This is a genomic window from Endozoicomonas sp. 2B-B, assembly GCF_053470045.1.
The window spans coordinates 2,164,024-2,175,407 of record NZ_JBLZMU010000001.1; the positions used below are offsets into that span (position 1 = coordinate 2,164,024).

At 49.4% G+C, this 11,384-nt stretch carries 10 protein-coding genes; 6 read left to right on the forward strand and 4 right to left on the reverse strand.

Annotation, left to right across the window (positions count from 1 at the left end; all coding sequences use genetic code 11):
• Nucleotides 1-35 precede the first annotated feature (35 nt).
• Nucleotides 36-779, reverse strand: coding sequence for a hypothetical protein (locus ACOMHB_RS08795; RefSeq protein ID WP_448216323.1), 744 nt, complete (start codon nt 777-779; stop codon nt 36-38).
• A gap of 1,125 nt (nt 780-1,904) precedes the next feature.
• Nucleotides 1,905-2,882, reverse strand: a complete 978-nt coding sequence (gene ispB / locus ACOMHB_RS08800) for an octaprenyl diphosphate synthase (protein WP_448216324.1) — start codon at nt 2,880-2,882, stop codon at nt 1,905-1,907.
• A gap of 403 nt (nt 2,883-3,285) precedes the next feature.
• Here ispB and rplU point away from each other — a divergent pair, with 403 nt between their 5' ends.
• The 4 genes from rplU to proB all read left to right on the forward strand — a co-directional run bounded on the left by rplU (nt 3,286) and on the right by proB (nt 6,686).
• Nucleotides 3,286-3,597: a 50S ribosomal protein L21 gene (gene rplU / locus ACOMHB_RS08805; protein ID WP_422132925.1), complete on the forward strand. Its 312-nt coding sequence runs from the start codon at nt 3,286-3,288 to the stop codon at nt 3,595-3,597.
• A gap of 143 nt (nt 3,598-3,740) precedes the next feature.
• Nucleotides 3,741-3,998 carry a 50S ribosomal protein L27 gene (rpmA, locus tag ACOMHB_RS08810; protein ID WP_422132926.1) on the forward strand — a complete coding sequence of 86 codons (258 nt, stop codon included), beginning with the start codon at nt 3,741-3,743 and terminating at the stop codon, nt 3,996-3,998.
• Nucleotides 3,999-4,217: 219 nt separating this feature from the next.
• Entirely contained in the window at nt 4,218-5,429 is a 1,212-nt protein-coding gene (gene cgtA, locus ACOMHB_RS08815; RefSeq protein ID WP_422412569.1) for an Obg family GTPase CgtA, read from the forward strand.
• Nucleotides 5,430-5,555: 126 nt separating this feature from the next.
• Nucleotides 5,556-6,686 (forward strand): glutamate 5-kinase, encoded by a 1,131-nt coding sequence (gene proB, locus ACOMHB_RS08820; protein ID WP_448216325.1) that lies wholly within the window; start codon nt 5,556-5,558, stop codon nt 6,684-6,686.
• 86 nt (nt 6,687-6,772) lie between these two features.
• Here proB and ACOMHB_RS08825 read toward each other — a convergent pair whose 3' ends face one another.
• Both ACOMHB_RS08825 and rpsT read right to left on the reverse strand, forming a co-directional pair.
• Entirely contained in the window at nt 6,773-7,984 is a 1,212-nt protein-coding gene (locus ACOMHB_RS08825) for a hypothetical protein (protein ID WP_448216326.1), read from the reverse strand.
• A 143-nt stretch (nt 7,985-8,127) separates the two neighbouring features.
• Entirely contained in the window at nt 8,128-8,394 is a 267-nt protein-coding gene (gene rpsT / locus ACOMHB_RS08830; RefSeq protein ID WP_317142656.1) for a 30S ribosomal protein S20, read from the reverse strand.
• 288 nt (nt 8,395-8,682) lie between these two features.
• On the opposite strand from rpsT, the gene murJ reads away from it, so the two are divergent.
• Nucleotides 8,683-10,266, forward strand: a complete 1,584-nt coding sequence (murJ, locus tag ACOMHB_RS08835) for a murein biosynthesis integral membrane protein MurJ (RefSeq protein ID WP_448216327.1) — start codon at nt 8,683-8,685, stop codon at nt 10,264-10,266.
• 180 nt (nt 10,267-10,446) lie between these two features.
• Nucleotides 10,447-11,370 carry a bifunctional riboflavin kinase/FAD synthetase gene (ribF, locus tag ACOMHB_RS08840; protein ID WP_448216328.1) on the forward strand — a complete coding sequence of 308 codons (924 nt, stop codon included), beginning with the start codon at nt 10,447-10,449 and terminating at the stop codon, nt 11,368-11,370.
• Nucleotides 11,371-11,384 lie beyond the last annotated feature (14 nt).

The window sequence follows — 11,384 nt, forward strand, 5'->3', positions numbered from 1 at the left end:
ATAATAGCTGTAAATTAAGTGTACATTTGTTTCAATCATTCAGAGAGAGCACCCAAAGCTTCCAGGAAAAAGGTGCTCTTGTCTTTATCAAAAGCTGTATGTTTGGTAAAAGCTGTATGTTTGGTGAGCCGGTAAAAGTGCTCGAAACTGACTACCTGGGATATCACTTTATCATACAAGATATCAGAATATTTTTTTGAGGTATGTGGATTTAAGGCAGTGACTTTATCAAATGTAAGAAGTGCATCATCAAAGTCTTTAATAAATGTACACATCTTATAGAATAATCTCTCGGCAGCCTCATCTTTGCTAAATCCACCCAGTCCAGCAAAACTTGCTCTGATAAAAGCCTTTATCCCGGCATCTAATGAGTCGATCTCGTTGATTAGTAAAGAAGATGCCTTTTTGAGAATTATTTTTTTACTGTCTTCACGAATAGCTTCCATCTTCTTATCAAGTAAAAACAGTGGTTCAGCGGATACCTTTTCAGGTAAATGCTCTATTGTTTTTATCATACGCTGAATAAGAGAGTTATGGTTTGAATCTGACAGGGTTCTTATATTTCCGCCATGATTTTCAACGAATTCTATTAACGACTCCATAGTGTTGAGTGAATCAAGGTGACGGCACATATTAGCAACGGCCATGTCATGCAGGGTTGCATTCAGATTTTTAAGAAGCTCTAAGTCTCTTTGTGTTCTTTCTTGCCGCCGCTTCTGCAGATTAATGCGAAAATAATTCAGGCTTTTTTGCTCTTCCTCTATCTTTTGATCGACCAAACAAGAAACCTTGTATATCAACTGGAGAGTCTCGGCATTACCAGAGTGAGGGTGCTGAGCCTGGTCCTCGTCAAATAACCTCTTTAATGAGTCCTTTAGCGGACAGATCGTATCGGGGAATTCAATGAACTCAGATAGCTCTGAGTAGACGAGGTTCAGTAGGGGGCTGATACTGGAAAATGATCGGGTGGCACGCTTCAAATTAGCTTTCAAAAGCGTATCTATATTCTGTATTTGTTCAGCAAGTCTATTCTGTAGCCTGACGTATCTTCTGTTATCGTGTCTGCGTATGGGCCACCTGAGATTCTCATCTATATTAGACTCCAGTGTTCTCAATGCCAATTTGTTGCGCTCATAAGCTTCCAAAGGCTTATCCTTATCGGTATAAGCTTGAAAGCTATTCCGATAGCTATCAATCTGGCGTTCAATTTCACTAAGGTCAAAATCCAACCGAAAAGATTTGGATAATTTGGGTAGCAGGCATCGAAGGCATGATTGATTAATTGCTTCAATTCTGGAGCGTCTTTGCAGCCCGGTACTTTGTGGTTCAGGTGTTAAGGGCAATGAATCGATGTTCACAACCGATGAATCGATGTTCACAAGGGGCAATACTGAAGAAGCGGTTTGTTCTCCATGATTCTGGGATGATTGCCATCTCGTATCAGTCTTTGTTAAGGAAAAATCATGTATCATAGCAATCTCCAATTTGAGCGTGAGTGGTCAGTTAGACACAGACGCTGAGATAAGCCGATTAATCAATTCTTGCTAAGTGGTTTCTCAGTTGTTTTCCAGTATTTCTGACCATAATGAAGGTTTAGACTGTGATTTCATGAAAATGTTCCCTACATTTTTCTGTTATTTTCTCATTATGTGTTTTGCCCCCTTCGATTCGGATGATAAGAAGTCGTAGATCAAAATCTGATAGATGAATAAAATGAAGGGCTTATCAAGCTGATGGGTTCTGAGGTGCAGCTTGGTCCCATAAGAGTTTGGGTGGCTAACCAACAGAAGGTGAATCTGCTTGTCAGCTGCTCACACCCGATGGTTTAGAGTGAAATAAAGGTTCAGTGCCTTGCAGGTGGATAGCATCCACCTGAAGAGAGAAGCTGTTCGGCAGGCTAGTGCTCAGAATGTTCTGGCCACAGCAAAACGTGCCAGGTCTTCCATAGCGTCACGATACTCGCTGTCAGGCAAGGCCTGCAGGCAGGCAATGGCCTTCTCAGACTGTTCTCTGGCTATGCGGGATGTGTAATTCAGCGCTCCACAGGTGCGAACCGCCTCAACAATTTGATCAATCTTATCCAGACCACCCTGTTCAATAGCTTCCCTGACCAGTGCTTTTTGCTCCGGGGTGCCCTGGGAGAGAGTGAATATCAGGGGCAGGGTGGGTTTGCCTTCTGCCAGGTCATCGCCGAGGTTTTTTCCCATGTCTTCGCTGTTGCCCTCATAGTCCAGCAGGTCATCTACCAGCTGGAATGCCATGCCCAGATGATTGCCAAAATCTCTCAGGGATTGTTCAACCCTGCTGTCCACATTAGACAGGATCGCTGCAGTATGGGTAGAGGCTTCAAAGAGCATGGCGGTCTTACATCGGATAACATCCATATACTGTTCTTCTGTCACGCTGGCATCGTTGATATTCATCAACTGCATGACTTCACCCTCAGCAATGATATTAGTGGCATCAGAGAGAATCTTGAGCAGCTTCATGTTGTCCAGACTGACCATCATCTGAAAGGCTCGGGAATAGAGAAAGTCGCCCACCAGAACACTGGGAGCATTACCCCAGAGCGCGTTGACCGTATCGCGACCTCGGCGGAGGTCCGACTGGTCCACGACATCATCGTGCAGCAGCGTTGCGGTATGGAGAAACTCGATGATAGCCGCCAGTGGGATATGGTCCTGTCCCCGGAAGCCTGTGGCGCCTGCGGTCAGCAGAACCAGAAGGGGTCTGAGCCGTTTGCCTCCGGACTGGATTATGTACTGGCCAATTTTGCTGACCATGACAACATCCGAGTGCAGTTGTTCGGCGATGTACTGGTTAACCAGAGCAAAATCTTCGCTGACAACGGTTTGAAAGGAGTGCTTGTTGCGTTCAGGCATAAGGCTGCTGCAGAGATAGGGAAATCGAGCATCGTAGGTAGAGACCACCCGGCTGTCAATAGCTGTATGACTTTGGTGCTTATTTCATGGGTATCATCCCCAGGGGTCATAAAGGATAAATCGGGGTTGCCAGTCGGATTGCAATTCCTTAGAATTTGCGCCCCTGTCTTACAATCTGACTGAGAATCCGGGCGGCGGTCCATTTTGTCATGCTTTTGAGCTCTGTTTTCAGAGTTGATCAGAAGTTTATGCGGCGCAGCCCACCTTGAAGTGATGATCAGATAGACGTAGATGGCATTGAAAATTCCGGTCTGAGTACCCTAGTCTTGTTTTCTTGAACCAAAGCCTGGATCTCGCCGGATGCCTTTGACAAAGAGGCTATTAAGGATTTTCGGAGATAAATATGTACGCAGTTATCAAAACTGGCGGCAAACAGTACCGTGTTGCTGAAGGCACAACCCTGAAGGTTGAAAAACTGGACGTAGCTGCAGGTGAAAGCCTGGATATTAACGACGTTCTGCTGGTAGCTAATGGTGAAGAAGTCAAGATCGGCGCTCCTGTTGTTGAAGGTGCCAAGGTGACTGCTGAAGTTGTAGCTCATGGTCGTGGTCCAAAGATCAAGATCATAAAGTTCAAGCGTCGTAAGCATCACCGCAAGCAGATGGGCCACCGTCAGTGGTTCACTGAGCTGAAAATTACCGGCATTGCTGGCTAATGATCAGGCCTTTTGATTGCTGAAGCCGCTCAAGGCTGATTAAAAGGGCATGGCTGATGGACTGGAAACAGTTCGTTAAATACTTCCAAGGTCTGCATCTGGTGTGGTAGCCGGCTGTTTGACCGAGCTAAAAGGAGAGCAGCATGGCTCACAAAAAAGCGGGTGGTTCTACTCGTAACGGTCGCGATTCAGAAAGTAAACGCCTTGGCGTTAAGCGTTTCGGCGGTCAGGTAGTCAACGCAGGTAATATCCTGGTTCGTCAGCGTGGCACCAAGTTCCACGCGGGTGAAAACGTCGGTATTGGCAGGGATCATACCCTGTTTGCCAAGGCTGACGGTAAGGTTGTTTTTGAGGTTAAAGGTCCTCAGAAGCGTAAGTACGTTCGCATCGAAGCTGCGTAACAGTACTTTTCTGGTGTTTACCCCCTGTTGAGGGTGGCGCCACGGGAAAGCCCTGCTTTTTGGCGGGGCTTTCTTGTATATGCGTAAAGTGATTTGAGTGGTGTAGACTCCTGAAGTTGAGTGTCTGGAGGTCAATGCTTTTCTTTTGCTGCAGGCATTTGGGTGAGTATTTATCTGCAGGCATTGGCCGTCTGAAGTCATTGCTGCGGGAGGTTTTGAATGAAGTTTGTCGATGAAGCCACCATCAGGGTTCAGGCTGGCAAAGGTGGCAATGGCTGCCTGAGTTTCAGGCGAGAAAAGTATGTTGCCAAAGGGGGGCCGGACGGTGGCGATGGTGGTGACGGAGGCAGCATCTATGTGGTTGCCGGGAACGACCTGAACACGCTGGTGGATTATCGCTATCAGCGCAGCTATCAGGCAGAAAGTGGTGAGTCGGGTCGTGGTCGCAATTGCTCCGGTGCCAAGGGTCAGGATCTGGAATTGCCAGTGCCTGTGGGTACTACGGTTGTGGATGATGAAACAGAAGAAGTGATTGGTGATCTGACACACGAGGGTCAGAAATTACTGGTGGCCCAGGGTGGCTGGCATGGTCTGGGTAACACCCGCTTTAAATCCAGCGTCAACCGTGCTCCGAGGCAGACAACCAAGGGTTCTCTGGGTGAAGAGCGTTCGCTCAGACTGGAGCTCAAGGTTATCGCTGACGTGGGGCTTCTGGGTATGCCCAATGCGGGTAAGTCTACCTTTATTCGCTCAGTCTCTCATGCCAGGCCGAAAGTAGCAGACTATCCCTTTACCACGCTGGTTCCTAATCTCGGTGTGGTGAGTGTGGAGAAGCATCGCAGTTTTGTTATCGCTGATATTCCCGGTCTGATTGAGGGGGCTGCCGATGGTGCGGGTCTGGGAATTCGATTCCTTAAGCATCTTTCACGTTGTCGTGTACTCCTGCATTTGGTCGATGTGGCTCCCTTCGACGAGAGCGATCCTGTGCATGTGGCAAATGCCATTGTCGATGAGTTGAAAAGTTTCAGTCCGGCTCTGGCTGAACGTGAGCGCTGGCTGGTGCTGAACAAGCTGGATTTGTTGCCCGAAGAGCAACAGCAGGAGATCTGTGATCGGGTGATTGCAGAGCTGGGCTGGGAAGGACCTGTATACAAGATTTCCGCAATCTCTTCCCGGGGTACAGAAAAGTTGGCCCAGGATCTGATGTCTTACATTGAAGAGCGTAATCTTCAGGAGAGCGAAGACGCTGAACTGGCTGCTCAGGAAGCAGAGGCCCGTCAGAAGCTGGAGCACGAAGCCAGGGGGCGTATGCGTGAGCTGGCGGAAGAGAGAAGGCAGCAGCGTCTTGCCAGAAAAGCTGAAAAAGCGGCTCGGGACGATGATGATCATGACGACGATGATGATGATGTTGAAGTCTTCTACGCACCTTAGAAGCTGTGGCAAGAGAAGCGAGCAAAGCTGAGCCACTTTATAACTCAGTATCAGCAAAGCGCTGCACTGTTGTGACAGCCTTCTCAGGTTCAGAAGGCAGTGCAGAAGAGAGTGCAGGAGAGCAACATGAGTGAGCGTAGCAGGCTGAAAACAGCCCGACGCTGGGTGGTCAAAATAGGTAGCGCCCTGTTAACGGATGAAGGGCGTGGTCTGGCTATTGATCAGATAGATGGTTGGGTCGATGAGTTGTGCGAACTGCGTAAGCAAGGTGTTGAGCTGGTTCTGGTGTCATCCGGAGCTGTCGCGGCTGGCATGGAAAAGCTTGGACAAAAGGAGCGACCGACCGCTCTGAACGAGCTTCAGGCTGCGGCTGCCGTGGGGCAAACGCGACTCGTTCAAACCTGGGAGAGCAGCTTTCAGAGGCATGGTATCCAGCCGGCTCAGGTGTTACTGACCCATGCGGACCACAGCAATCGTCAACGCTATCTGAATGCTCGCAGCGCCTTGAGAACACTGCTTGATATGGATGTGGTTCCCGTCGTTAATGAGAACGATACCGTTGTGACCGATGAGATTCGCTTTGGTGATAACGATACTCTCGGTGCTTTGGTGGCCAACCTGGTGGAGGCTGATGTCCTGGTGATTCTGACGGATCAGGAGGGTTTGTATACTGCTGATCCTCGTAAAGACCCCGGGGCGAGACTGGTGAGTGAGGCCAGGGCCTTTGATTCGTCCCTGGATGTTATGGCAGGTGGTTGTAGTGGTCGTTTGGGGCGCGGTGGTATGCAAACCAAGCTTCGGGCGGCTCGTCAGGCGGCGGCATCTGGTGCGGCAACGGTTATTGTGGGCGGCAAGATTGAGAGTGTCATCCGTCGCCTGTTTGAACAGGAAGCTTTGGGGACCTTGCTCACTCCGGATCATGAGCGATTGGCTGCTCGCAAGCAGTGGTTGCAGGGGCACATGAAGACCTCAGGAAAGCTGGTTCTGGATGCGGGTGCCGTTGATGTGCTTAAAAACCAGGGCAAAAGTCTTCTTGCCGTGGGGGTAAAGGCTGTAGAAGGTCACTTCCTTCGGGGCGAGATGGTGGCCTGCATTGATGAGTCGGGTCAGGAAGTGGCCCGTGGCTTGATCAATTACGGGGCTGATGATGCCCGGAAGATCATGGGCAAACCCAGTCACCAGATTGGTGAGTTGTTAGGTTATTCAGGTGAGCCCGAGCTTTTGCATCGAGATAATATGGTGCTTGCTGGGCATTGAGTCAGGTATGGGATCAGATCGCAACTCATTGAGGTATTCGTCTTTATGATCTGATCCCGGTTTCATGGACACCGGTATAATTATTGTCAATCCTGTTTCTTTTTCCACAAAAAGGATGCTGCTCTTCCCAGATGCCCACCAAGCCAGGCGGTTTTTCGAGCAATAAATCCTGAATGTTTGGCGGCCCAGTGAATCATGAAAAAATTAGTGGCGACAAATTTCTTGCCGTAGTAAGGCCAGTTTCTGGCGCTGATGGCGCTGTAATTTTTATCGTATTTGAAAATAGGGATGCAATCTTCCAGCGGGTAGCCTGTTATGCTTTCGAAGATGATGTTAAACGCTGCCTGACCAAATGAAACGCCCAGTGCCTGTGTTGTGCCCATGCTCAGATATTTGGCCGCTGCCAATTTGATAGCGCTGAATGTAAATGCAGTGGCTGCAACCTGCTGGGTCAGAATAGCCCATGAGGTTGTTGCCACCGTGTTATAATCTGCCTCCGAAGCACGTAGCTTCTCATACTCTTCTTTAACTGCCTCTGCGGAATAACCATTGGTGTCCCACTCATCTTGAAACTCGCCCCCTTTGTTTTGTTGAAAGAGCAGACCTGCCTGGGCGGCAATGCCGGCGGTATTCAGCGCCAGAATGGTGAGTGAATTCCAGATGCCTGTTTGCTGGAACGAAATTCCCAGGCCGAGTGCCAGGATGTAGTAAATGGTGTATTCAGAAGCACCACTTGCGGCGAATACCAGAGGTGGAAGCAGGAGAAGCGTGCCGCTATTTCTGTTCATATAATCACTGATTCCAGCGTTAGGTATGCCGGAATCTTTTTGATAGAGAGCCTGAGCCTTTCCGGGTTCCATCAGGATCTCTTTTGAATTCTCCGGGGAGACGGTGCGGTAATAAAACTCATGATCCCCTTTGCGGAATAAGTTGGACGACTTTTCAGTCTTCGCAACAGCGTCCGCGATCTTCCGGAAGGCTTCCTGATCGTTGTCGTTTGCAGCAGGCTGGCTGCCAATTTTGACTTTCTCCATGATTTTTGAAATTTCGCCGGTGCAAACGACCTTGGGATGCAAAGGGTGGTCGGATATCGTCTTTTGCACGAGTGCGGCAGCCTCGACGGGATTTATTTTGTAGTCAAATCTGGCTATCCCCATCTCGGTAATTAAATCGGTCGTTGTGCCTTTGGGGGCACAGAGCACCAGAGTGATTTCCGGAGGTAGGGCTGGCGTCGCGTAAGAGAACGTTGCTGCCAGGCTGGTGAAAGCGAGTAAGATTAACGAATAAAAATGCCGCATGGTTAAGGTCCTCGTTGAGAGGGGGTAGGAAGAAATAATGCGGAAGTATAGTTGTGAATTTTAAGTTTCAATTTGTAAAGGCATAAAAAAAGCCGGTGAAAACCGGCCTTTTTGTTATGCCCTTGCTATGCAAGGGCTGGCAATTATGCAGACAGAGCTTTGATCTGTGCATTCAGGCGGCTCTTGTGGCGAGCAGCCTTGTTTTTGTGGATGATGCCTTTGTCGGCCATGCGGTCGATCACTGGAACAGCCGCAGTGTATTCAGTTTTAGCCAGTTCAACGTCTTTGGCTTCGATGGCGCGAACTACTTTTTTGATGGAAGTGCGAACCATGGAGCGCAGGGAAGCATTGTGAGTACGACGCTTCTCAGCCTGACGGGCGCGCTTCTTGGCGGATGGAGAGTTAGCCATTTGTGGTGCTCCTAAGAATCTTAATTAACCATTTGCACTGTTTTTAAACAGGGCTGCTTCGGGCACCCTGTTGGGAGTATGGTGTTTGCCGCGTCACAAATGAATCCCCCGGGCAAGGGTCTCACCAGTGCCATACCCATACAGTCAAGTCGCGGAATCATGCCTATTTGGACAAGGGTTGTCAATAAGGCTTCCTGGCGCTATAGCGTGCAAACCCGAATGGTGAGGCTGTTAATAACTTTGACAACTCAGTACTATTATCGGTTTTTGATCGTTTGAGCGACCTGAATGTCCACAGAAAACTTATCAGACAGTCCTCAGAAGAGTGAAGCTGAGGATAAAACACCCAGTTTGCTGAGGTCGAGCCTGGTCGTGGGCATAATGACCATGCTTTCCCGGATTTTGGGGTTGGCCAGAGATGTGGTTATTGCTGGGTATTTTGGTTCCACATCGTCAGCAGATGCGTTTTTTGTTGCCTTCAAGATTCCAAATTTTCTTCGTCGACTGTTTGCTGAGGGTGCTTTCTCCCAGGCATTTGTGCCGGTGTTGTCAGAGTATCGTACTAAACGCAGCTTTGATGAGGTACGCTATCTGATCAGTCGGGTCAGTGGCACTCTGGCAGGTTTGCTGCTGTTGGTGACCCTGGTCTGCATGTTGGCCTCTCCCCTGTTAATCCGCCTGTTTGCTCCGGGTTTTATGGATTATCCCGAAAAACTGTTGTTGGCTCAGGAGATGTTGAGGATTACCTTTCCCTATCTTCTGTTGATCTCGCTGACGGCTCTGGCGGGCTCCATTCTGAATAGTTACAACCGCTTTGCAGTACCTGCGTTTACCCCGGTTCTGCTGAATCTCAGCATGATTGGCTCTACTGTATTGCTGTCGCAATGGTTTGATGAGCCTGTCATGGCTCTGGCCTGGGGTGTGGTGATTGCCGGCGTGTCACAGTTGTTATTGCAAATTCCTTTTTTATTGCAGATTCGCTTGCTGCCAGCTCCCGGGTGGGGACATAAGCATGAGGGTGTAAGGCGTATCATGAAACTGATGATTCCAGCGTTGTTTGGGGTGTCTGTCAGTCAGGTCAACTTATTACTGGATACGGTGCTGGCGTCTTTTCTGGAAACCGGGAGTGTCTCCTGGCTTTATTACTCAGACCGTTTGTCTGAACTGCCGCTAGGTGTTTTCGGTATTGCTATTGCCACAGTGATTCTTCCAAGCCTCTCTCGCAAGCATGCTGATGACCACGGAGATCAGTTTTCCAAAACCCTGGACTGGGCAATTCGTCTTGTCCTGTTGATTGGCGTTCCGGCGGGCATTGCGCTGTTCATTCTGTCAGAGCCTCTGTTGGCAACATTGTTCGACTACGGTGAGATGCAGAACCGGGACGTTATTATGGCGGGTATGAGTCTTCGGGCTTATTCCCTTGGATTGATTGCTTTTATGCTGATCAAGGTGCTTGCACCCGGCTACTTTGCCCGTCAGGACACCAAAACTCCGGTCAAGATTGCCATCATTGCGATGGTGGCCAATATGGCTTTTAATCTGATGTTGGTTTTCTGGCTTAAACATGCGGGTCTGGCTCTGGCTACTACCCTGTCTGCTTTCCTGAATGCCGGACTATTGTTCTGGGGGTTAAAGCGTTCCGGTGTATTCACTCCTGAATCGGGGTGGTGGTTGTTCTGCGGGCGACTGATCTTTGCCAATCTCGCAATGGCGGTGCTACTGCTCTGGATGGCGGGTGACGCTGCCTGGTGGCTGGATGCAACGCTCTGGCAGCGAGTGTTTGAAATGGCGAAAGTGGTTGCTGCCGGGCTTGCTGTTTACGCAACGGCCTTACTGGTTGTCGGTTTGCGCCCTGTTCACTTCAGGCATTAATGAGCAGTGTCTGGCGGGCAGTTTTTTACTGTCTGTCAGGCTTCCTTTCAGTACTTTTCCGGGCGACAGATTCAACCCGGGAAAAAAGAGCGGTGATTTGATGAACATGGCTCTTAAGTACAAAACGCTCCTGAGATATAATCCCTGCCTTTGCCAGCCTAACAGAGAATAGACCGCCTAATGCAGTTGATTCGCGGAATGCACAATATCAGACCGGAGCATCGCGCCTGTGTTGCGACTATTGGTAATTTTGATGGTGTTCATCTTGGACACCGGACTATCCTGGAGACACTGCGGCAGCAGGCTTTCGAGTTGGATGTCAGGATTTGTGTGATCACTTTTGAACCTCAGCCCCGGGAATATTTTCAGGGCGATCAGGCACCGGCAAGACTGACTAACCTGAGAGAGAAACTGACACTTCTGGAAGAAGCCGGTGTAGATCAGGTACTGTGCCTGCCTTTCAATCAGAAACTGCAAAACCTGACACCGGATGATTTTGTTATGAAGGTGCTGGTGGATGGACTGGATATACGCTATCTGATAGTGGGAGATGATTTCCGTTACGGATTGAAGCGGCAGGGAAATTTTGCGCACCTGAGAAAGATGGGCGATCAATTCGGGTTTGAGGTGTGCGACACCCGAACGGTATCTATGGATATGGACCGTATCAGCAGTACCCGGATTCGTGAGCAGTTGGCGAGTGTGAGTCTGGATGCGGCAGAGAAATTGTTAGGACGTCCCTTCACCATGATGGGGCGTGTTACAAAAGGCCAGCAGTTGGGCAGGCAGTTGGGCTTTCCAACTGCGAATATACGTGTCTGCAGGCGGACACTGCCTATACAGGGAGTGTTTGCAGTCAGGGCATGGTTCGATGGCCGAAGCTATGATGCGCTGGCTAACCTGGGTGTCAGGCCAACCGTGAATGCCACCCGTGCCATGCTGGAAGTGCACCTTCTGGACTATCAGGGTGACCTGTATGGCCACACCCTGCGGGTAGAATTTATCAAGAAGATCCGCAGTGAGAAAAAGTTTGAATCGCTGGATGCTCTCAAGGCAGCGATTGCTGATGATGTGGAAGCCGCAAGAAGCTTCTTTCATCAATGAGCCGGATTCAAAAA

Bases quoted from the DNA above. Each gene is read 5' to 3' on its own strand.
- rpmA (WP_422132926.1), top strand. From the start codon at position 3,741: ATGGCTCACAAAAAAGCGGGTGGTTCTACTCGTAACGGTCGCGATTCA.
- rpsT (WP_317142656.1), bottom strand. From the start codon at position 8,394: ATGGCTAACTCTCCATCCGCCAAGAAGCGCGCCCGTCAGGCTGAGAAG.
- rplU (WP_422132925.1), top strand. From the start codon at position 3,286: ATGTACGCAGTTATCAAAACTGGCGGCAAACAGTACCGTGTTGCTGAA.
- cgtA (WP_422412569.1), top strand. From the start codon at position 4,218: ATGAAGTTTGTCGATGAAGCCACCATCAGGGTTCAGGCTGGCAAAGGT.
- murJ (WP_448216327.1), top strand. From the start codon at position 8,683: ATGTCCACAGAAAACTTATCAGACAGTCCTCAGAAGAGTGAAGCTGAG.
- proB (WP_448216325.1), top strand. From the start codon at position 5,556: ATGAGTGAGCGTAGCAGGCTGAAAACAGCCCGACGCTGGGTGGTCAAA.
- ispB (WP_448216324.1), bottom strand. From the start codon at position 2,882: ATGCCTGAACGCAACAAGCACTCCTTTCAAACCGTTGTCAGCGAAGAT.
- ribF (WP_448216328.1), top strand. From the start codon at position 10,447: ATGCAGTTGATTCGCGGAATGCACAATATCAGACCGGAGCATCGCGCC.
- ACOMHB_RS08825 (WP_448216326.1), bottom strand. From the start codon at position 7,984: ATGCGGCATTTTTATTCGTTAATCTTACTCGCTTTCACCAGCCTGGCA.